Raw genomic sequence first — 21,957 nt, forward strand, 5'->3', positions numbered from 1 at the left:
ATTTTACATCATGCCTGGCATTCCGCCACCCATTCCTGCCATTGGATTTCCTCCTGCACCATCTTCACTTGGTTCGTCAGTAATCACACAGTCTGTAGTTAGTAATAATGCAGCAATAGATGCAGCATTTTCTAGAGCGACTCTAGTTACTTTAGTTGGGTCAATAACACCAGCTTCATACATGTTTGTATATTCTTCTGTTCTTGCATTATATCCAAAGTCACCTTTGCCTTCTCTAATTTTTTGAACCACAACAGCACCTTCTCCTCCTGCGTTGATAATAATTTGTCTTAAAGGTTCTTCGATAGCTCTTCTTACAATTGCAATACCTGTAGTTTCATCGTCGTTTACACCCTTCATTCCGTCTAAGGCACTTTCAGCTCTAATTAATGCTACACCTCCACCAGGAACAATTCCCTCTTCTACAGCAGCTCTAGTTGCAGCAAGTGCGTCGTCAACCCTGTCTTTTTTCTCTTTCATCTCTACTTCAGTAGCAGCTCCAACATATAATACAGCTACACCACCAGCTAATTTAGCTAAACGTTCTTGTAATTTTTCTCTATCGTAATCGGAAGTAGTTGTTTCAATTTGGGCTTTAATTTGGTTTACTCTACCCAAAATTGCATCTTTCTCTCCAGCTCCATTTACAATCGTAGTGTTATCTTTATCTATGCTAATTTTTTCTGCTGTACCAAGCATATCTAAGGTAGCGTTTTCTAATTTAAAACCTCTTTCCTCAGAAACTACAGTTCCACCAGTTAATATTGCAATATCTTCTAACATTGCTTTTCTTCTATCTCCAAAACCAGGAGCTTTAACTGTAGCTATTTTTAAACCACCTCTAATTTTGTTTACAACTAATGTGGCTAATGCTTCACCATCAACATCTTCAGCAATAATCAATAATGGTTTGCCAGATTGAGCAACTGGCTCTAAGACAGGTAGTAAATCTTTCATGTTAGAGATTTTCTTGTCGTAAATCAACACGTAAGGTTGTTCCATTTCAACAATCATTTTCTCTGCATCAGTAACAAAATATGGAGATAAATAACCTCTATCAAACTGCATCCCTTCAACAACATCAACAGTAGTTTCTGTTCCTTTAGCCTCTTCAACAGTAATTACACCTTCTGTTTTTACTTTTTCCATTGCTTCAGCTATTAATGCTCCGATAGCTTCATCATTGTTTGCAGAAATAGTAGCAACTTGTCTTATTTTTTCATTGTCTGTTCCAACTTCTTTTGATATTTTTTTCAATTCATTAACAACTGCAATTACAGCTTTGTCAATACCTCTTTTTAAATCCATTGGATTAGCACCTGCAGCAACATTTTTTAAACCAGCAGTTACAATTGCTTGTGCTAATATTGTAGCAGTAGTTGTTCCATCACCAGCATCATCTGCTGTTTTACTTGCTACTTCTTTAATCATTTGAGCTCCCATATTTTCAATAGGGTCTTTTAACTCAATTTCTTTAGCTACAGTAACACCATCTTTTGTTACATGAGGTGCACCAAATTTTTTGTCAATAATTACATTTCTCCCTTTTGGACCTAATGTAACTTTTACAGCATTTGCTAATTTATCAACGCCATTTTTTAAGCTATCTCTAGCTTCAATATCAAATTTTATATCTTTTGCCATTTTACTTTAATTTAAAAAATTAAACAATTGCGAAAATATCCGCTTCTCTCATTATTAAATAATCTCCACCTTCAACACTTATTTCAGTTCCAGCATACTTACCGTAAAGAACAGTGTCGCCAACTTTAACTGTCATTGGCTCATCAGGTTTTCCATTTCCAACAGCTTTAACAATTCCACGCTGTGGTTTTTCTTTTGCAGTGTCAGGAATAATAATTCCTCCCGCTGTTTTTTCTTCTGCTGCAGCAGGTTCTACAATAACTCTGTCTGCAAGTGGTTTAATGTTAATCGACATTGTTTTATTTTTTATGATTTATAAATTTATATTATCAGTTTTCTGATTAGTCATAATTTGTGCCAATAGGTTAATCAAGACATATTTGCAGTTTTTGGACAAAAAAAATGTCAGTTAGAATTAACCTAACTGACATTTCTTACATATCATTATAGTTTCCTATTCTTCAGTTGCATCTTCTTCTGAACTAGCAGGTTGCTGTTCAGCAGGAAGAGGAGCACCATTAATGTTCTGAGGAACATTTTGAGCAGGAAGAGCTTTTTCGTCAATTTGTTCTTGGATAATCGATTGACTACCTGTTTCAGTATCAACTGTTCTTGCTGGGTTAACAGCAGCAGAAGCAATACTTAATACAACAAGAGCAATACCTAAAGTCCAAGTTGCTTTTTCTAAAAAGTCAGCTGTTTTTCTAACACCCATTACTTGGTTATTAGTAGAAAAAGCTGAATCTAAACCACCTTTAGGGTTTTGAATTAGTACAATAAGTAATAACAATACACATACAATTATTACTAAAACGGTGATTAATGTAAACATCTACTTAATTTTTTGTTTCAAAATTTTAATTTGGTTGGCAAAATAACTTCTTTTTTCTGGATTTTTCAAACTTAATTTTTGATAAGTGTTAATTGCGTTGCTATAATTGCCTTGCTCAACATATATAAGGGCTAGCGTCTCACTTACCATATCCGAATCATCAACTACACTCAGTCTTGCCATATTAATAGAAGAGTAGAATTCGGATTTTTTAGGCTTAATTTGTGGATCTTCTTGAATAAACTTATCAATTACGTCTAAATGTATTTTCTTTTTAGTAGTAGTAGTTTTAATTTCATCATTTGAAATCTCGTCCCCTTTTAGGTGTATTAACCAATCTTTAAATGAATGTGCTACATCTTCGTTAAATGCAGGTTTAATTTCTTTTGGTTCTTCTATAGGTTTTTCTTTTTCTACTTTTTCTTCAGAAATTACGTTTTCAGCTTCTAGAAGGTAGCTTGAAGAAACTGCAGCAGAAATGTAATTTTTCTCAAGTGGATCAATTTCTTCAGCAACTTTAATTTCAGGTTCAATTTGAAATACAGTTGACTCTATTGGGTTACTAATTTCAATATCTTCTATTTCTTGACTTTCATCAGTTACTGGCTTTTCTTCAATGCTTGATGTTTTCGTGTTAATGTGTTCAAACAAACGTTTTCTGTCGCTTGAATAGATAGCAGCTTTTTTTAATTGTTGTTCAAAAAGTAGGCTGTTATTATTATTTAGATAAATCGTGTTTAAAGTTTGACCTATTTGACAAAATGGAAATTGATTAGTTAATGTATTTACACTATTTTCTGTAAGTTCATTAATACTTTCAGGATTTGTAAGATAGGATATGAAGTGGTTGGTTTGCATTACCAGTTACTTACTGCTTGATTAAAAATGTCTTGTGTAATTTGTGTGTTTATTTCTTTCATTAATTCATCTTCAACTGAAGAAAGACTGGAAGAGCTACTAAAATCAGCAAATCGAGTAAATTTTGATTCATAACTCTGAATCTTATCTTTAGTATTTGTAAACTTAGCATTTATTGTAATTGAAAGTCTATTTAGAGCAGCGGTTTCATTTCCTTGTATTGCAACAGATGTAATTTTATAATCTGTTACAGATCCTTCAAATTGTAAATCTCCATTTGTTGAAATTAAGCTCAGGTTTGTTTGAGAAAGGAATATATCTTTTAATGCTTCTGTAAATAATTGTGGGTAGTTTGGATTTGTTAAGGGAGCAAAATTTTCAAAAGTTTTAACAGAAACAGTTTTAACATCTTCTGGGATAGAAGCTCCAGTAAAAGAATAATTTACTTTACAAGCAAAACCATTAAAAGCTATTAATACAACTAGAATTATATGTTTTTTAGAAAATTTCAATTGTCAATTTTATATTCTTTTATTTTTCTGTAAAGTGTTCTTTCAGATATTCCTAATTCGGTTGCAGCATTTTTACGTCTTCCATTATACTTCTCTAAAGCTTTTAAAATCATTTCTTTTTCTTTATCAGCTAAAGATAAAGATTCTTCTTCAACTTCTTCATGTTGAGTAATTCCAGAGTCAGGTGAAATAATTTGTGGTTTGTAAATTTCTGACTCTTCCTCTTTAGTAATTTGAGAACTCTCTGTATTTGTATAAAGATGTTGAATGCTTTTAATTAAAGCAGTATTTTTTTCGTTATCTATGGTTTTACTGTCCTGATTATTCATAATGCTAAAAACTAATTTTTTTAATTCAGTAACATCACTTTTCAAGTCAAATAACACTTTATATAATATATCTCTTTCTGATAAATCGGCTTTATCACTACCCTGATAAATAGCAGGTAAATTAGTAGAGTTATCTTTTGGTAAGTATTTTGAAATTATTTCTGCAGTAATATTTCTAGAGCTTTCAATAACAGATAGTTGTTCGGCAACATTTTTAAGTTGTCTAATATTTCCAGGCCATTTATAATTAATTAGAAGTTCGATCGCTTCATTATCTAGTGAAATTGAAGGCATCCTGTATTTTGCAGATAAATCAGCAGCAAATTTTCTAAATAATAAATGTATATCTTCTTTACGCTCCCTTAATGGTGGAAGTTGAATAGGAACAGTGTTTAGTCTGTAAAATAAATCTTCTCTAAACTTTCCTTTCTTTATTGCTTCTGGAATATTAACATTAGTAGCAGCAACAATTCTCACGTTTGTTTTTAAAACCTTTGAAGAACCAACTTTAATGAATTCTCCAGTTTCTAAAACTCTTAATAATCTTGCTTGGGTTGTAATTGGTAACTCTCCAACTTCATCTAAAAAAATAGTTCCTCCATCAACAACTTCAAAGTACCCTTTACGCGAATCATGAGCTCCAGTAAAAGCTCCTTTTTCATGACCAAATAATTCAGAGTCAATTGTTCCTTCAGGAATTGCACCACAGTTAACAGCGATGTATTTATTATGTTTTCTAGAGCTTAGTTGATGAATAATTTGAGGCATAACCTCTTTGCCAGTTCCACTTTCACCACTAATTAAAACAGCTAAATCTGTTAATGCAACTTGTGCTGCAATATTTAGTCCTCTATCTAAAGCTGGAGAACTACCTATTATTCCAAAACGTTGTTTTATTTGCTGTATATCCATGATTTATATCCTATACTACTGTTCCTATTAATGTTCCGCCTGTGCAGCTATCAATGTGTACATTTATGTAATCACCAATTTTATGATTCCCTTTTGGAAAAACAACTCCACTGTTCTGTGGAGTTCGCCCATATAAATCTTCTTTAGATTTTTTTGAATAACTTTCAATTAACACTTCATACGTTTTTCCGACATGTTGTTGGTTTCGGTATAAAGAATGTTGGTTTTGAAGTTCAATAATTTCACTCAATCTTCTTTTTTTTATTTGCTCATCAACATCATCCTCGAATTTACGTTGAGCCAATGTGTTTGGACGTTCTGAATAAGAAAACATATATGCAAAATCATATTTTACATACTCCATCATTGATAAAGTTTCTTCATGCTCATCTTCTGTTTCAGAGCAAAACCCAGCAATAATATCAGATGAAATTGAAGTGTCAGGAATGATTTTTTTAATCGTATCTATTCTACTTAAATACCATTCGCGAGTATATCCTCTATTCATTATATCTAAAACCCTAGAGCTTCCACTTTGAACAGGTAAATGAATGTAGTTGCATATGTTTTCATATTTAGCCATAATATGCAAAAATTCATCACTAATATCTTTTGGATGAGAAGTTGAAAATCTTACCCTAAGTTTTGGACTGATTAGCGCAACTTTCTCCATCAACTGTGCAAATGTTGTACTCTTGCTTTTTTCTTCTTCACTTAGGTTTTCATAATTTTTTTTCAGTCCTTCTTCACCGTACCATAAATAGGAGTCAACGTTTTGGCCTAGTAATGTCACTTCTTTATATCCTTCGTTAAATAGAGATTTTGCCTCATTAATTATACTTTCAGGATTTCTACTTCTTTCTCTACCTCTTGTAAAAGGAACAACACAGAATGTACACATGTTGTCACAGCCACGAGTAATTGAAATAAAAGCTGTCACGCCATTACTTAATAATCGAACTGGATTTATGTCAGCATAAGTTTCTTCTTTCGAAAGGATAACATTTACAGCCTTTTTTCCATCATCAACTTGATTAACAAGGTTTGGTAAATCTCGATATGCATCAGGACCAACTACAATATCAACTAATTTTTCTTCTTCTAGTAGCTTTGATTTTAATCGTTCAGCCATACATCCTAAAACACCGATAATCATTTCCGGCTTTTGCTTTTTTGCTTTGTTAAACGATTTTAAACGATTTCTTACAGTAGTTTCTGCTTTTTCCCTTATCGAGCAAGTGTTTACAAATACAACATCAGCTTCTTCTAGGTTTCGAGTAGTTGTAAATCCTTTGTCTGTTAATATAGATGCGACTATTTCACTATCAGAAAAGTTCATCTGACAGCCATAGCTCTCAATGTATACTTTCCTTCCATCTTTATTTTTACTTTCTATAATCGTTAACGAGCCTTGAGCAGCTTCATCAATTACTTTATTTACTCCCTCCATATCTTATTAAAATAATAGGATGCAAAGTTAGTTAAAAATTAAGTTTAATGACAAAATGACATAACACCTTTTGAAAATTCTTTTATATTATATATAATATAAGTAGAAGATGTAAGGGCAATAATTTGGAAATGACAGATATTATTCTATTTCTTTGTAAAATTTTTAAGTTAAAAATAGATTATCTTCTACATATATGGCAAAGAATCTTGTAATTGTTGAGTCACCCGCAAAGGCAAAAACTATTGAAAAGTTTTTAGGAAAAGATTTTACTGTGATGTCCAGTTTTGGTCATATTCGCGATTTGCCAGGTAAAAATATTTCAATAGATATTGAAAATGGATTTGAACCTCAATACGAAATACCAACAGACAAGAAAAAACTTGTATCTGAATTAAAGAAATTAGCTAAAGCTGCTGATATGGTATGGCTAGCATCCGATGAGGATCGTGAGGGGGAAGCAATTTCATGGCATTTATTAGAAGCTTTAGGATTAAAAGAAGATAAAACAAAAAGGATAGTTTTTCATGAGATAACAAAATCTGCTATTACTAAGGCGGTAGAGAATCCTCGAAAAATAAATAAAGATTTAGTTGATGCTCAGCAGGCTAGACGAATTCTAGATAGATTGGTAGGCTATGAACTTTCTCCAGTTTTATGGAAAAAAGTAAAACCATCATTATCTGCTGGTAGAGTTCAGTCTGTTTCTGTTCGATTAATCGTAGAAAGAGAAAGAGAGATTCAAAATTTTAACTACGAATCATCTTTTAGAGTTGTTGCTAATTTTATATTAGAAAATAAAGTTGTATTAAAAGCTGAACTTCCAAAACGATTTAAAACAAAAAAAGAAGCAGAAACATTTTTAGAAAAATGTAAGTCGGCAAATTTTAGTGTTGAAAGTTTAGAAACAAAACCTTCTAAAAAATCACCTGCAGCTCCTTTTACAACATCTACTTTACAACAAGAAGCAAGTAGAAAATTAGGGTTTTCAGTTTCTCAAACAATGTCAGTTGCTCAGCGTTTGTATGAATCTGGGAAGATAACATATATGAGAACAGATTCTGTTAATCTTTCTAATGAAGCAATAGGGGCAGCTAAAGCTGAAATTACTAAAGCTTACGGAAGTGAATTTTCTCAGGTGAGAAAATATGCTACAAAATCAAAAGGAGCACAAGAAGCACACGAAGCAATTCGACCAACTTATTTTAATGCAAGTTCCATTTCAGGAGAATCTCAACAAGTTAAATTGTATGATTTAATTTGGAAAAGAGCAATTGCATCTCAAATGAGTGATGCACAACTTGAAAAAACAACTGTAAATATAGCTATTTCTTCAGCAGATGAAAAATTTGTTGCAAGAGGAGAGGTTTTATTGTTTGAAGGGTTTTTAAAAGTTTATTTAGAATCTACAGATGATGAAAATGTGGATGAGGATAGCGGAATGTTACCTCCGTTAAAAGAAGGAGAAAATTTATTGTTAGATGAAATTGTTGCTTCTGAGCGATATACACATCACCCAGCAAGATATACTGAAGCAAGCTTAGTTCGTAAATTGGAAGAGTTAGGAATAGGAAGACCATCTACTTATGCGCCAACAATTTCAACAATTCAAAAAAGAGGATATATTGTAAAGGAGAATAGAGATGGGGAAAAAAGAAATTATACAGTTCTTACCCTTAAAAACAGCAATATTTCTGATGAAGTTAAGTCTGAAATATTTGGTGCTGAGAAAAAGAAAATGTTTCCATCTGATATTGGAACAATAGTTACAGACTTTTTAGTTGAGAATTTTAATAAAGTATTGGACTATGGATTTACAGCTAGGGTAGAAGAACAATTTGATGAAATAGCTATTGGTCAAAAAAAATGGAACAAAATGATTGAGGAGTTTTATACTCCTTTCCATAAAAATATAGAATATACACTAGAACATGCTGATAGAGCTTCAGGTGAAAGAGCTTTAGGGATAGATCCAGAATCTGGAAAGGAAGTTATTGCAAGAATTGGAAAGTTTGGAGCAATGATTCAAATAGGAAAAACAGAAGATGAGGAAAAGCCAAAGTTTGCAAGCTTACAAGGAACCCAAACAATAGAAACTATTACGCTTGAAGAAGCTCTTGAGCTATTTAAGTTTCCAAAAGCCTTAGGAAATTTTGAAGGAGAAGAGATTGTTGTTTCTCAGGGAAGATTTGGACCTTATGTAAAATTTGCTGATAGTTTTGTTTCAATTCCCAAGGATGAAGACTTGTCATCGGTTAATTTACAAAGAGCAATTGAATTGATAGAAGAAAAACGTAAAGCAGAAGCTCCAATTGCTAGCTATGAAAATATGCCTGTTCAAAAAGGAGTAGGAAGGTTTGGTCCTTTTATTAAATGGAACGGAATGTTTATTAACGTTAATAAGAAGTATGACTTTGATAATTTATCAAATCAAGATATTGCTCAATTGATTGAAGATAAAAAACAAAAAGAAATAGAAAAGTACATACACAATTGGGAAGAAGAGGGGATTTCACTTCAAAAAGCAAGATGGGGAAGATTTAATCTCGTTAAAGGTAAAATTAAGGTAGAACTAGGAAAAGATACAGATGTTGAAAATTTTACTTTAGAGCAAGCTAAAAAATTAATAGAAGAAAAAACACCCAAGAAAAAGAAAGCAAAAAAGAAGTAATTTAATTACCGTTTATTAATAAATTCTCAGATGAATTTTTCGGAATACTTAGAGCCAGTTAGTCTTGCACAAGGCGATTTAAAGTTTAATTATACTGATAATTGCTTCTTAAATTCAATTTCAACTGAAACTGATCCGGATTTAAGTCAATATAAAATTGCAATTATTGGAGTTGATGATGATAGGGCTTCAGATAATAATAAAGGGTGTGGGTTGGCAGCAAATGAAATCCGTAAATATTTATATCGGTTAGTTCGTGTTTCTAATGACTTAAAGATAGTTGATTTAGGTAATCTAAAAAGTGGAGCTACTCTAAATGATACTTATTTTGCATTAAGTTCAATTTTAGAAGAATTGATAAAAAATAATGTTATCCCAATCACTATAGGTGGAGGGCAGGATTTAACCTATGCTAATTTTTTGGCATACAAAAATTTAGAACAAACTGTTAATCTAGTTTCTGTAGATTCTAAATTAAATTTAGGGGAACCTGATGAAGAAATAAATTCTAACAACTTTTTAACAAAAATCATTCTTCATCAACCAAACTTTTTATTTAATTATAGCAATATTGGTTATCAGAGTTATTTTGTAGATAAATCTGAAATTGATTTAATGAATAAGCTATACTTCGATGTTTATAGATTGGGCCAAGTTCAGAGTAGTATTGAAGAAGTAGAGCCTATTGTAAGAAATGCAGATATGCTTAGCTTTGATGTCTCATCTATTCGTCAGTCCGAAGCCCCAGGGAATAATAATGCATCTCCAAATGGATTCTATGGAGAGCAGGCTTGTCAAATTGCAAGATATGCAGGACTTAGTGATAAGTTAACCTCTATTGGATTTCATGAAGTAAATTCAGAGATGGATGTAAATGGCCAAACTTCACATTTGGTGGCTCAGATGATTTGGTATGTGGTAGATGGTGTAGTAAATAGAAAAAAAGATTTTCCTATTGGTTCAAGAAAAACATATACCAAATATATAGTCAATATTCAGGAAGGAGAAAATGAATTGGTTTTCTATAAGAGTGATAAAAGTGAGCGCTGGTGGATGGACGTGCCTTATCCTGCTCACCAAAAAATAAAATACGAACGACATCTTTTAGTTCCATGCTCTTATAAAGATTATCAAACAGCTTGCAATAATGAAATGCCAGATAGATGGTGGCAAACTTTTCAAAAATTACTTTAAAATCAACTTATTAACATGTAATTAACAATTAAAAGTTGAAAAAGTTTTTGGTAAAAATATTTTTTTATTTATCTTAGCCGACTAAGATGTGTTATAACTATTATTAATTAACTAGAAAACTAGTCACAATTATGAAGAAATATATTGTTTCTGCTGCTTTATTCTTTACAGGAATGGTTGCTTTTGCTCAGCAAGATGCTCAGTTCACTCAGAATATGTTTAATAAATTGAGTGTAAATCCTGGTTATGCTGGTGCTAACGGAGGTATTTGTGGAACTTTTTTAAGTAGAACACAATGGACAGGGTTTGATGGCCATCCATCAACAAATTTGTTCAGTGTTGATGCTCTATTATTTAGTAAGCATGGTGTTGGGTTGACTGTTTTTCAAGATAAGCTAGGTATTGAGACTTCTTTAGTCGCTAAACTAGCATATTCTTATCATTTAACTTTAGGGCCAGGATCTTTAGGGATTGGTGTTGAAGGTGGATATTTAAGTAAGTCTTTTGGTTCTGACTTTATAGCTGTTGATGATCCAAACTTTGATCCATCAATTCCAAATGGAGGGACTTCAGCTGGAACATTTGATTTAGGAATGGGATTGTATTATAACATACCTAATAAAATGTATGTTGGTATTTCAACGTTGCACTTAACTGCATCTGAATTGCAAGATGTTGCTGATGGTGGCACAGGTACAGGTGCATTAAACTTTGCTCAATCTAGACATTATTATATTATGGCAGGTTATGATTGGGATATGTCAGGAGGAGCTCAAAAGTGGGTTTTAAAACCATCTATATTAGCAAAAACTGATGCAGCTTCAACTCAATTAGATATAAATGCACTTGTGATGTACAATAAATTAGTTTGGGGAGGCGTTTCTTATAGAATCGAAGATGCAATAGCAGTGCTTGCAGGTGTAAATATTCCACAGTTACCTGGGCTTAAAATTGGAGCGTCTTATGATATTACAATGTCTAGTTTAGGTGATCATAGTAGCGGAAGTTTAGAATTTATGGTTAAATATTGTACTAATATATCTAAGCCAGCTAAAAGAGAGGTTTATCATTCAGTAAGATTTTTATAAAAATACGTAACCTTAATTAAAACTATACGTTAAAACTCAGTTTGTCGTTAACTTTAAAAACGATTTCACTACTTTATATTAAGTAGAATTAAAGAAGGAGGTAACATGAAACGAATATTAATATTATTAGCAGTAGTTGTTCTTTATGCTTGTAGCAAAGGGAATGGAGAGTTGATTGGTGTGCAAGGAAGAGAGGAGTGGTATCAACCAGATCCATTTGGGATGTTATTCATACCAATGGGTAGTTATAATATGGGTCCATCAGATCAAGATGTACCATATTCTTTAACAGCACAAACAAGAACTGTATCGGTTCAAGCATTTTATATGGATCAGACAGAAATTTCTAATAACGAATATAGACAGTTTGTTTATTGGGTAAGAGATTCTATGGCTAGAAGAATTATGGCTGAAGAAGTTGATGAAGAAGCATTTTCTATAGCAGAAAATGATTATGGAGAAGAAATTGATCCCCCATTATTAGATTGGTATACTAAACTAAAATGGGATGAACCTGAAGCAAGAGAAGCTTTAGAACCTATGTTTTATTCTCCTGCTGAAAGATTTTATAGAAGAAGAGAGTTAGATGCTCGTAAACTAAACTACGAGTACTATTGGATAGATTATAGAAGAGCTGCTAAAAGAGAAAGCCGTGATTCAGAAGATCATGCGTTTAGTATGGATAGATCTAAGTTTATTATGAGAGATGTTATAAATGTTTACCCTGACACACTTGCTTGGATACATGATTTAACATACTCATTTAACGAGCCAATGACTAAAAATTATTTTTGGCACCCGGCATATGATGATTATCCTGTTGTAGGTGTTTCATGGAAACAGGCTACTGCGTTTTGTATCTGGAGAACTCAATTATTAGAAAGTTTTTTAATTGGTAATGGCTCAGCCATAGTTAATGACTTTAGACTACCTACTGAATCGGAGTGGGAATGGGCTGCAAGAGGTGGCTTAGACTTAAGTCCTTACCCTTGGGGTGGGCCTTATATTAGAAATAGTAGAGGTTGTTTCTTAGGTAACTTCAAGCCTATGAGAGGGAACTACATAGATGATGGTGGATTCCATACTGTAAAAATTAATTCTTACAATCCCAATGATTTTGGATTATATTGTATGGCTGGAAATGTTGCAGAGTGGACAAGTAACGCATTTGATGAGTCTGCATATAATTTTGCACATGATTTAAATCCAGATTACATGTATGACGCTAAAGAAAATGATCCTCCTTCATTAAAAAGAAAAGTAATTAGAGGAGGTTCATGGAAAGATGTTGGGTATTATTTACAAACATCAACAAGAACTTACGAGTATCAAGATACTGCTAAGTGTTATATTGGATTTAGATGCGTGATGACGTATTTAGGAAGAGCCAAAGACGACAATTTATAATTAGTAATTTATTAACCTATCTATATAATTAACTTTTAAAAACTAAAACTTATGGGATTTGTAGAATTTTTATTTGAAACAAAAAAAGGTAAAACCGTAATGGGTATTATTTACGGTTGGGGAGGCGCAATTGTAATTATTGGTGCACTTTTTAAGATTATGCACTGGCCTGGATCTTCTTTTTTCTTAATTGCAGGATTAGGAATTGAGGCTGCAATTTTCGCTATTTCAGCATTTGAGCCACCTCATATGGATTTGGATTGGACATTAGTATATCCTGAATTAGCTGGGATGGATGAAGGACATGGTCATGGAGGTCATTCAATCTCTAATAAACCTGTAACTGAACAATTAGATGATATGTTATCAGAAGCAAAAATTGGTCCTGAATTAATTGAAAGTTTAGGTCAAGGATTAAGAAGTTTAAGTGATAATGCAAATAAATTATCTCAAATTTCTGACGCATCTGTTGCAACTAATGATTATACAGATAGTTTGAAAAATGCATCAACAAAAGTTTCTGACTTAGCTGATACTTATGCTCAAGCTTCACAAGCTTTAACAGGTTTATCTGATGCAGCTCAATCTGGTTCATCTACTGGAGAAGAATTACAAAAAATGGCATCTACTTTAGAAGCTTTAAATAAATCATATGAAGTTCAACTGACAGGCTCTCAACAACAAGCTGAGACAATGACAGCAATGTATGAAGGTATCAATACATTAATGACTAATTTATCTGATTCAGTTGAAGATACTAAGCGTTATAAAGAAAATATTTCTGAATTATCGGTTAACTTATCTAAATTGAATACTGTTTATGGTAATATGTTAACTGCAATGAGTGTTCCAGCTGGAGCATAATTTAATTAAATTAATTTATTAATATTTAAAATCGATTAAATTATGGCTGGAGGAAAATTGCCACCAAGGCAGAAAATGATAGGTCTTATGTACCTTGTATTACTTGCGCTTCTTGCGATGAACGTTTCTAAATCAATTTTGGATTCATTTTTAGTAATTAATGACGGTATTGAGTCTACAAAAACAACATTTGCAGAAAAAAATGCTTTTTATTATGAAGCTTTCGATAGAGCAGCTAATGAAAGCCCTGCTGCAAAAGGATTTGCTGATAAAGCATATAAGGTGAAAAAATTAGCAGATGATATGGATGACCATATTAAAAAGCTAAAAAGTAAAATAATTGAGTTAACTGATGGTATTCCTAAAGAGGTTGCTGATACTATTAATGTAAGAAATGTTAGTGCTAAAGATAATTATGATCAGCCAACATTTGTTATGGGTATTGCAGATCCTCAAAAACCAACTAAAGTACCTGGATTGGAAGAGTTTAGTGGTGTTGTTTTAAGAGAAAAAATGAATGCTTTTGAAACAGGAGCTCTATCTGTTTTTGAAGATAAAGCAATAAAAGAAGATATAGCATCTAAAATTGCATATTTAAAAACATTACCTGTTAAAAATAGTAGTGGAGGAGAAGATCCATGGGAAGTAGGTGTTTTCTACCATATTCCATTAGCTGCTACAATTACTATGCTTTCTAAATTACAATCTGATGTTAGAACAGCTGAAGCTGAAGTTATTGCTAAACTTTATGAAAATATTGATGCCGGAGGAGTATCATTTAATAAAGTTGACGGTTTTGCTTACACTAAGAAAGCTTATGTAATGGATGGAGATACTTTTAAAGCTGAAATATTCACTGCAGCTTATGATGATAGAGTTGAACCAGAAATTTTCATTGGTCAAGTTGATAGTTCTCTAATTCTTAAAGGTGAAACTGATGAGAATAAGATCATGCAAGGAACTAAGAAAGATAGTTGGGAAGCAACTTCTGCTGGTACTGATGGATGGTATAAACTAGAAGACATTAAAGGTGGGAAAGGTTATTTAGCTGTAAAGCAAGGAATGGGAGTTCATGAATGGGGAGGAATAATTAAGGTTAAAACTAAAAAAGGACCTAAAGTATTTCCTTTTGCAAATACTTTTGAAGTTGGTAAACCATCTACAACTGTTGCTGCATCTGCAATGAATGTATTCTACATGGGAATTGATAATCCTGTATCAGTATCTGCACCAATGCCTAACTTTAAAGCTTCAGCACCTGGATTAAAGCAAGGGAAAGGGCAAGGTCAGTATATTATGAGACCTACAAAAGCTGGAAAGGTAACTATAAATGTTACTGGAACTGATGAATCAGGTAAAACTGTTAATCTAGGTAAGAGTGAATTTAGAGTTAAGAAAATTCCTAACCCTACTCCATATATAGCTGGTAAAACAGGTACATGTGTTATGTCTAAAGGTGATTTAGGTAGAGGTGTTATTCAAGCTAAAATGGAAGGGTTTGAATTTGATTTGAAAGTTGCTGTTGGTTCATTTACTTTAGGAACAACTTCGAATGGGGATTATACTGAAGCTAAATGCGTTGGTAATAGATTAGATTCTAAAGCGCAAAGCATGGTGAAAAAAGCTTCTAGAGGTCAAAGATTTTACTTAGAATCTATGAAAGTTAAAATGCCTGATGGAAGTACCAGAGAATTAGCAAACATTAACATTAAAATAATTTAATAGTTAAAATTAGTAAGAAGGAGGTTTATTATGTTACGAAAGTCTTTAATATTATGTTTACTTGTATTTTGTTCGTTTAGCATTTATGCTCAGAACAAAGTATTGGATAAGCCTTGGATAAAGGAAAATACTCCAACAAGACGAGTTATACCATATACTCATGTTAGAGAAGCCGATGTTATGTGGCAAAGAAGAGTTTGGCGAACTATAGATTTGCGTGAAAAAATAAATCACCCTCTTTATTATCCTATTACTCCTATTCAAGATAGAAAATGTTTATATGACGTACTTAAAGAAGGAATTCTAGAAGGAACTATTACTGCTTATGATGTTAATGATGATGAATTTACAATTCAATTAACAAAAGCTGAAGCTAAGACTCAGATGGGTGAGTGGAAAGAAAATAAGCAATATGATGAATGGGGAGAAGAGATATTAGGTGCTTCAGATTCTGTTTATAATGATTTTTCTGCTCAAGATATAGTTGAATATCGTTTAAAAGAAGAATGGTTTTTTGATAGAGAAAGATCAATTATGGATGTTCGTATTTTAGGTATTGCACCAGTTAGAAACAACATTGATGAAAATACAGGGGAGTCGAAAGGTAAAATGCCAATGTTTTGGGTTTATTTTCCAGAAGCTCGTTATGTATTTGCTAATTATGATGTTTTTAATCGTCAAAATGATGCCGAAAGAAGAACATTTGAAGATATTTTCTGGAAAAGAATGTTTAACAGTTATATTGTTAAGCGTTCAAATGTTTATGATAGAAATAATAAGAGTTATTTGAAGGGATTAGATCTTTTGTTAGAAGGAGATAAAATCAAAGAAGATATCTTTAATTATGAGCATGATTTATGGCACTTTTAGTGTTATCATAATAAACAAAAAAGCCTTATAGTTAACTATAAGGCTTTTTTGTTTGAGGTCGCGGACGGATTCGAACCGCCGTAGAAGCTTTTGCAGAGCTCTGCCTAGCCACTCGGCCACGCGACCCTTCTAAAAGGAATACAAATTTAACAATAATTTTTATTATGCTCGATTTAAATTTCGAACTTTATAACTTATAATTTTAGTTTATGATTATTGATTTAAGAAGTGATACAGTTACAAGACCATCTGATGCTATGCTAAATGCTATGTGGCAAGCTAAAGTTGGAGATGATGTATTGGGTGATGACCCAACTGTTAAGGAATTAGAGCAAAAAGTTGCTAATTTATTTGGAATGGAAGATGCTTTGTTTTGTCCGTCTGGGACTATGACTAATCAGATAGCAATTAAAATTCATACAAATTCTCCAGGTGAATTAATTTGTGATGAATTATCACATGTTTATAAATATGAAGGAGGAGGTATTGGTTTTAATTCTGGTTTAGCTACTAAATTATTAAAAGGAGATAGAGGTAGATTAAATGTTAAGATGGTTGAAGAAGCTATTAACCCTAATGATATTCATTTTCCTGAATCACAACTAGTAGTATTAGAGAATACTTGTAATAAAGGAGGAGGAACAATATATACACTTGATGATATTATTAGAATTAAACAATTATGCGAAGAGAAAGGTTTAAAGTTTCATTTGGATGGTGCTAGAGTTTTTAATGCAATTGTAGAATCAGATTATTCTGAAAAAGATTTAGGTAAATATTTTGATACAATTTCTGTTTGTCTGTCAAAAGGACTAGGAGCCCCAGTAGGTTCTTTACTTGTAGGATCTAAAAAAGATATTATTAAAGCAAGAAGAATACGTAAGATTTTAGGGGGAGGCATGAGACAAGCAGGGTATCTAGCTGCGGCCGGAATTTTTGCCCTTGATAATAATGTAGATAGATTAAAAGATGATCATTCTCGAGCTAGAGAAATAGCAAATAATATTGAAGGATTGTCGTTTATAAAAACCATCTGGCCAGTTTATACCAATATTTTGATTTTTGAAATAAATGATAATGTTGATTTAAATAATTTAATTTCAGGACTAGCAGAACACAATTTGAAAGTATCAGCTTTCGGTTCTCAATTAATTAGAATAGTAACTCATCTCGATTTTACTGATGAAATGCTAAGTGAAACAATAAAAATATTGCGAAATATAAAATTTTAAGATGATTCATATTAACGATACTATAATTTCAGAAGTTCTTTTAGAGAAAAAATTTGTTTGTAATTTAAAAGCTTGTAAAGGTGCTTGTTGTGTTGAAGGTGATGCTGGTGCACCATTAGATGAAGACGAGTTAAAAAAATTAGAAGAGGTTTATCCTATAGTAAAGGAATATTTATCAGACCAATCTATTAAAGCATTAGAAGAAAATTTATATACTGTAGACACTGATGGTGATTATGTTACTACTTTAATAAACAATAAAGAATGTGCTTATGTTGTTTTTGAAGAAGATGGAACAAGTAAGTGTGGAATAGAGCAAGCATACTTAGACGGGAAAACTGATTGGAAAAAACCAATATCTTGTCATTTATTTCCTGTTAGATTGAATGAGTATGAAACATTCACAGCTGTTAATTATGCTTATTGGGATATTTGTGATGATGCTTGTGTATTAGGAGAACAGCTAGGTGTTAAAGTATATCAATTTTTAAAAGAACCTCTTATTAGAAGATTTGGAGAAAAATGGTTTAATGAATTAGAATTGGTTGATCACAACTTTAATAAAATATAAAAAAATATTGGTTCGACAAAACCTTTTTTTTATTTGACCAACTAAAACATCCTTTCCATTAATTAAGATATCAATCATAACTAAGGCTATGTCTTTTTATATTATTTTATCCACAAAAATTTGTTGATTTACAATGTTGAAAACTTCAAATAATTGTGAATTCTTTTATGTTGTCCAGCGTATCTTTTTTATGAACTTTTGTAAACTGATTTGTTTCTCAATTGAAACTTTCCGGATTTATTTATTTTAAACATCAGTTAATTCTTTGTTTTTCAAATGATTAGCTGAATAATATGACAGGGCCAAACTATGGAAGAAACTACAAAAACAAAAGAAGAATTAAGTATTGAAGCTGTATTACCAAAAAATACAATTATTGCAAATGAAGAACCTATTTTAAAGGAAAATCCAGATAGGTTTGTTTTGTTTCCAATTCAGCATGATGATATCTGGAAATTTTATAAAGATCAACAAGCAAGTTTTTGGACTGCAGAAGAAATTGATTTATCTCAAGATTTAAATGATTGGGATAATAAACTAACTGAAGATGAGCGTTACTTTATTAAACATATTCTTGCGTTTTTTGCAGCTAGCGATGGTATTGTAAATGAGAACTTAGCTGAAAACTTTTTAAGTGAAGTACAATATACTGAAGCTAAATTTTTCTATGGCTTTCAAGTAATGATGGAGAATATTCATTCTGAAACTTATTCGCTTTTAATTGATACTTATATTAAAGATAACAAAGAAAAAGATTATCTATTAAATGCAATAGACACTTTTCCTCCAGTAAGAAAAAAAGCTGATTGGGCTTTAAGATGGATTGATAATGGAAGCTTTGCTGAAAGATTAGTTGCTTTTGCAGCTGTTGAAGGAATTTTCTTTTCAGGAAGCTTTTGCTCTATATTTTGGCTGAAAAAAAGAGGCCTTATGCCAGGACTTACTTTTTCAAATGAGTTGATCTCTAGAGATGAGGGAATGCATATGGATTTTGCTTGTCTTTTATATAACAACCATTTAGTAAATAAACTTAGTAAAGAAAAAATAACAAAAATTATTACTGATGCAGTTGATATAGAAGCGGAATTTGTTACTGAATCTTTACCAGTTCGTTTAATTGGAATGAACTCTGATTTAATGAATCAATATATTCAGTTTGTTGCTGACAGATTATTGAATGAATTAGGTTGTGAAAAAGTATATAACACAACAAACCCATTCGATTTTATGGATATGATTTCATTACAAGGTAAAACAAATTTCTTTGAAAAAAGAGTTGCTGAATACCAAAAAGCAGGAGTTTCTTCTGGAAGTGAACAAAATGATGCTTTTAGCCTTGACGAAGATTTTTAAATTATAAACAACCCTTAATATACCTGATACAAAATGTTTGTACAAAAAAGAGACGGAAAAAAAGAAGCTGTACAGTTTGACAAAATTACTGCTAGAGTAAAAAAACTTTGCTATGGATTAAATAGCCTTGTAGACCCTACTAAAGTTGCAATGAAAGTTATTGAAGGACTTTATGATGGTGTTACAACTTCGGAACTTGATAATTTAGCAGCTGAAGTTGCAGCAACAATGACTGTCCAACATCCTGATTTTGCATTGTTAGCCTCTAGAATATCAGTGTCTAATCTTCATAAGAATACTGAGAAAAGTTTTTCTGAAACAATGGAAATGCTTTTCAACTATATTGATCCAAAAACAGGAGAGGAAGCTCCATTGATTGCTAAAGATGTTTATGAAGTAATTAGAGATAATGCCGAAGCTTTAGATTCTGCGATTATTTACGATAGAGATTTTAATTACGATTATTTCGGTTTTAAAACATTAGAAAGAGCTTACTTGTTAAAGCTTGATGGCAAAATTGCAGAACGCCCACAACACATGTTAATGCGTGTTGCAATTGGAATTCACAAAGAAGATATAGAAGCTGCAATTGAGACTTATAATTTAATGTCTGAAAAATGGTTTACACACGCTACACCAACTTTATTTAATGCAGGAACACCTAAGCCTCAAATGTCATCTTGCTTCTTGTTAAGTATGCAAGACGATAGTATAGAAGGTATTTATGATACATTAAAGCAAACTGCTAAGATTTCTCAATCTGCTGGAGGAATAGGCTTAAGCATACATAACGTTAGAGCTACAGGTTCATATATAAAAGGAACAAATGGTGAATCAAATGGGATTGTACCAATGCTTAGGGTATTTAATGATACTGCTAGATATGTTGATCAAGGTGGAGGAAAGAGAAAAGGTTCTTTCGCTATCTATTTAGAACCTTGGCATGCAGATATTATCGATTTTCTTGACTTGAAGAAAAATCATGGTAAAGAAGAAAACAGAGCTAGAGATTTATTTTATGCAATGTGGACTCCTGATTTATTTATGAAGCGTGTTGAAGCTAATGCTGATTGGACTTTAATGTGCCCACATGAGTGCCCAGGACTTTATGATACTTATGGAGAAGAATTTGAAAAATTATATACAAAGTATGAGCAAGAAGGTAAAGGAAGAAAAACTATTTCTGCGCGTGAATTATGGAATACAATATTAGAATCGCAAATTGAAACAGGAACTCCATATATGCTTTATAAAGATGCATGTAATGAGAAGTCTAATCAAAAGAATTTAGGAACAATTCGTTCTTCTAATTTGTGTACTGAAATTATGGAATACACTTCTAAAGATGAGGTTGCAGTATGTAATTTAGCTTCTTTAGCATTGCCTAAATTTGTAATTGAAGGTAAATTTGATCACCAAAAATTATTTGACATTACTTATGTTGCAACTAAAAACTTAAATAGAATTATTGATAATAATTACTATCCAGTTGAAGAAGCACGTAATTCTAACTTCCGTCACCGACCGATAGGATTAGGTGTTCAAGGATTAGCTGATGCATTTATTTTGTTAAGAATGCCTTTCGAATCGGAGGAAGCTAAAAAATTGAATTCAGAAATTTTTGAAACTATTTATTATGCAGCAATGACTGCTTCTAAAGATCTAGCAAAAGTTGATGGCGCTTATGAATCCTATAAAGGTTCTCCAGTTTCGCAAGGAATTTTCCAATATGATATGTGGGGAGTTACACCATCTGACAGATGGGAATGGGATGTATTGAAGGAGGAAGTAGCTAAATACGGAGTTAGAAACTCTTTATTGTTAGCTCCAATGCCAACAGCATCTACTTCTCAAATTTTAGGAAATAACGAATGTTTTGAACCTTATACTTCGAACATATACACACGTAGAGTGTTGTCTGGAGAATTTATTGTAGTGAATAAACATTTATTAAGAGACTTAAATAAATTAGGTATTTGGAATGATGAGTTGAAAAATAGAATTATGGCTGAAAATGGTTCTATCCAAAACATACCAGAAATACCAGAAAATTTAAAAGAATTATACAAGACAGTTTGGGAGATAAAACAAAAAACAGTTCTTGATATGGCTGCAGATAGAGGGGCATTTGTTTGTCAGTCTCAGTCGTTGAACTTATTTATGGAAAATCCAAATTTTGCAAAACTTACATCAATGCATTTTTATGCATGGAAAAAAGGATTGAAAACGGGAATGTATTATTTAAGAACCAAAGCTGCTCGTGATGCTGTTAAATTTACAGTAACAAAAGATGCTATTGCTCAACCGACTGCTCAGCAGTTAAAAGAAGAAGCAGAAGCTGCTTTGGCATGTTCTTTAGATAATCCAGATAATTGTGAAATGTGTAGTGGATAACTACAAAAAGATACCTTCTTCAAAAAGCGCCCTTAGTTATTAAACGGGGCGTTT

Annotated in this window: 18 protein-coding genes and 1 tRNA gene; 11 read left to right on the forward strand and 8 right to left on the reverse strand. The window is 32.1% G+C overall.

What is annotated here, in order from left to right; all coding sequences use genetic code 11:
* Positions 1-3: 3 nt before the first annotated feature.
* The 7 genes from groL to miaB form a co-directional block, all read right to left on the reverse strand.
* Positions 4-1,644: a chaperonin GroEL gene (groL, locus tag FRY74_RS11635; RefSeq protein WP_147101807.1), complete on the reverse strand. Its 1,641-nt coding sequence runs from the start codon at positions 1,642-1,644 to the stop codon at positions 4-6.
* A gap of 19 nt (positions 1,645-1,663) precedes the next feature.
* Positions 1,664-1,939, reverse strand: coding sequence for a co-chaperone GroES (locus FRY74_RS11640; RefSeq protein WP_147101809.1), 276 nt, complete (start codon positions 1,937-1,939; stop codon positions 1,664-1,666).
* 159 nt (positions 1,940-2,098) lie between these two features.
* Positions 2,099-2,476, reverse strand: coding sequence for a preprotein translocase subunit SecG (gene secG / locus FRY74_RS11645; RefSeq protein ID WP_147101811.1), 378 nt, complete (start codon positions 2,474-2,476; stop codon positions 2,099-2,101).
* On the reverse strand, positions 2,477-3,334 hold the full coding sequence (locus tag FRY74_RS11650; RefSeq protein WP_147101813.1) for a hypothetical protein: 858 nt from the start codon (positions 3,332-3,334) through the stop codon (positions 2,477-2,479).
* Entirely contained in the window at positions 3,334-3,846 is a 513-nt protein-coding gene (gene lptE, locus FRY74_RS11655; RefSeq protein WP_223265877.1) for an LPS assembly lipoprotein LptE, read from the reverse strand. The genes FRY74_RS11650 and lptE overlap by 1 nt, the downstream gene beginning before the upstream one ends.
* The gene (locus tag FRY74_RS11660; RefSeq protein WP_223265882.1) at positions 3,843-5,090 is read right to left on the reverse strand and encodes a sigma-54 interaction domain-containing protein; all 1,248 of its coding nucleotides are present in this window, start codon (positions 5,088-5,090) and stop codon (positions 3,843-3,845) included. The genes lptE and FRY74_RS11660 overlap by 4 nt, the downstream gene beginning before the upstream one ends.
* A gap of 7 nt (positions 5,091-5,097) precedes the next feature.
* A complete protein-coding gene (gene miaB, locus FRY74_RS11665; protein WP_147101817.1) occupies positions 5,098-6,537 on the reverse strand; it encodes a tRNA (N6-isopentenyl adenosine(37)-C2)-methylthiotransferase MiaB in 1,440 nt (479 codons plus the stop codon).
* A 196-nt stretch (positions 6,538-6,733) separates the two neighbouring features.
* Between miaB and topA the strand changes: the two genes are divergently transcribed.
* The 7 genes from topA (at position 6,734) to porN (ending at position 16,353) form a co-directional block, all read left to right on the forward strand.
* A complete protein-coding gene (topA, locus tag FRY74_RS11670; protein WP_147101819.1) occupies positions 6,734-9,208 on the forward strand; it encodes a type I DNA topoisomerase in 2,475 nt (824 codons plus the stop codon).
* A gap of 30 nt (positions 9,209-9,238) precedes the next feature.
* Positions 9,239-10,402 (forward strand): formimidoylglutamase, encoded by a 1,164-nt coding sequence (locus FRY74_RS11675; protein WP_147101821.1) that lies wholly within the window; start codon positions 9,239-9,241, stop codon positions 10,400-10,402.
* 131 nt (positions 10,403-10,533) lie between these two features.
* Complete coding sequence (locus tag FRY74_RS11680) at positions 10,534-11,490, forward strand: PorP/SprF family type IX secretion system membrane protein (protein ID WP_147101823.1); 957 nt, start codon at positions 10,534-10,536, stop codon at positions 11,488-11,490.
* 105 nt (positions 11,491-11,595) lie between these two features.
* On the forward strand, positions 11,596-12,897 hold the full coding sequence (porK, locus tag FRY74_RS11685) for a T9SS ring complex lipoprotein PorK/GldK (RefSeq protein WP_147101825.1): 1,302 nt from the start codon (positions 11,596-11,598) through the stop codon (positions 12,895-12,897).
* A gap of 51 nt (positions 12,898-12,948) precedes the next feature.
* Positions 12,949-13,761 (forward strand): type IX secretion system motor protein PorL/GldL, encoded by an 813-nt coding sequence (gene porL / locus FRY74_RS11690; protein ID WP_147101827.1) that lies wholly within the window; start codon positions 12,949-12,951, stop codon positions 13,759-13,761.
* Positions 13,762-13,803: 42 nt separating this feature from the next.
* On the forward strand, positions 13,804-15,483 hold the full coding sequence (gene porM / locus FRY74_RS11695; RefSeq protein WP_147101829.1) for a type IX secretion system motor protein PorM/GldM: 1,680 nt from the start codon (positions 13,804-13,806) through the stop codon (positions 15,481-15,483).
* 30 nt (positions 15,484-15,513) lie between these two features.
* The gene (gene porN / locus FRY74_RS11700) at positions 15,514-16,353 is read left to right on the forward strand and encodes a type IX secretion system ring subunit PorN/GldN (RefSeq protein ID WP_147101831.1); all 840 of its coding nucleotides are present in this window, start codon (positions 15,514-15,516) and stop codon (positions 16,351-16,353) included.
* A gap of 55 nt (positions 16,354-16,408) precedes the next feature.
* On the opposite strand, the gene FRY74_RS11705 is transcribed toward porN, so the two are convergent.
* Positions 16,409-16,479 (reverse strand) — tRNA-Cys (locus tag FRY74_RS11705).
* A gap of 83 nt (positions 16,480-16,562) precedes the next feature.
* Here FRY74_RS11705 and FRY74_RS11710 point away from each other — a divergent pair.
* From FRY74_RS11710 to FRY74_RS11725, 4 genes are all read left to right on the forward strand, one after another.
* Positions 16,563-17,585: a threonine aldolase family protein gene (locus FRY74_RS11710; protein ID WP_147101833.1), complete on the forward strand. Its 1,023-nt coding sequence runs from the start codon at positions 16,563-16,565 to the stop codon at positions 17,583-17,585.
* Between the two features lies 1 nt (position 17,586).
* Positions 17,587-18,156: a DUF3109 family protein gene (locus FRY74_RS11715; RefSeq protein WP_147101834.1), complete on the forward strand. Its 570-nt coding sequence runs from the start codon at positions 17,587-17,589 to the stop codon at positions 18,154-18,156.
* 375 nt (positions 18,157-18,531) lie between these two features.
* Entirely contained in the window at positions 18,532-19,509 is a 978-nt protein-coding gene (locus FRY74_RS11720) for a ribonucleotide-diphosphate reductase subunit beta (RefSeq protein WP_223265883.1), read from the forward strand.
* A 33-nt stretch (positions 19,510-19,542) separates the two neighbouring features.
* Positions 19,543-21,903 carry a ribonucleoside-diphosphate reductase subunit alpha gene (locus FRY74_RS11725; protein WP_147101837.1) on the forward strand — a complete coding sequence of 787 codons (2,361 nt, stop codon included), beginning with the start codon at positions 19,543-19,545 and terminating at the stop codon, positions 21,901-21,903.
* The last annotated feature ends 54 nt before the right edge of the window (positions 21,904-21,957 follow it).

Source organism: Vicingus serpentipes, from assembly GCF_007993035.1.
Classification (GTDB): domain Bacteria; phylum Bacteroidota; class Bacteroidia; order Flavobacteriales_E; family Vicingaceae; genus Vicingus; species Vicingus serpentipes.

Excerpts from the sequence above, each read along its gene's own strand:
- groL (WP_147101807.1), bottom strand. The coding sequence starts at position 1,644 with ATGGCAAAAGATATAAAATTTGATATTGAAGCTAGAGATAGCTTAAAA.
- FRY74_RS11640 (WP_147101809.1), bottom strand. The coding sequence starts at position 1,939 with ATGTCGATTAACATTAAACCACTTGCAGACAGAGTTATTGTAGAACCT.
- secG (WP_147101811.1), bottom strand. The coding sequence starts at position 2,476 with ATGTTTACATTAATCACCGTTTTAGTAATAATTGTATGTGTATTGTTA.
- FRY74_RS11650 (WP_147101813.1), bottom strand. The coding sequence starts at position 3,334 with ATGCAAACCAACCACTTCATATCCTATCTTACAAATCCTGAAAGTATT.
- miaB (WP_147101817.1), bottom strand. The coding sequence starts at position 6,537 with ATGGAGGGAGTAAATAAAGTAATTGATGAAGCTGCTCAAGGCTCGTTA.
- topA (WP_147101819.1), top strand. The coding sequence starts at position 6,734 with ATGGCAAAGAATCTTGTAATTGTTGAGTCACCCGCAAAGGCAAAAACT.
- FRY74_RS11675 (WP_147101821.1), top strand. The coding sequence starts at position 9,239 with ATGAATTTTTCGGAATACTTAGAGCCAGTTAGTCTTGCACAAGGCGAT.
- FRY74_RS11680 (WP_147101823.1), top strand. The coding sequence starts at position 10,534 with ATGAAGAAATATATTGTTTCTGCTGCTTTATTCTTTACAGGAATGGTT.
- porK (WP_147101825.1), top strand. The coding sequence starts at position 11,596 with ATGAAACGAATATTAATATTATTAGCAGTAGTTGTTCTTTATGCTTGT.
- porL (WP_147101827.1), top strand. The coding sequence starts at position 12,949 with ATGGGATTTGTAGAATTTTTATTTGAAACAAAAAAAGGTAAAACCGTA.
- porM (WP_147101829.1), top strand. The coding sequence starts at position 13,804 with ATGGCTGGAGGAAAATTGCCACCAAGGCAGAAAATGATAGGTCTTATG.
- porN (WP_147101831.1), top strand. The coding sequence starts at position 15,514 with ATGTTACGAAAGTCTTTAATATTATGTTTACTTGTATTTTGTTCGTTT.
- FRY74_RS11710 (WP_147101833.1), top strand. The coding sequence starts at position 16,563 with ATGATTATTGATTTAAGAAGTGATACAGTTACAAGACCATCTGATGCT.
- FRY74_RS11715 (WP_147101834.1), top strand. The coding sequence starts at position 17,587 with ATGATTCATATTAACGATACTATAATTTCAGAAGTTCTTTTAGAGAAA.
- FRY74_RS11725 (WP_147101837.1), top strand. The coding sequence starts at position 19,543 with ATGTTTGTACAAAAAAGAGACGGAAAAAAAGAAGCTGTACAGTTTGAC.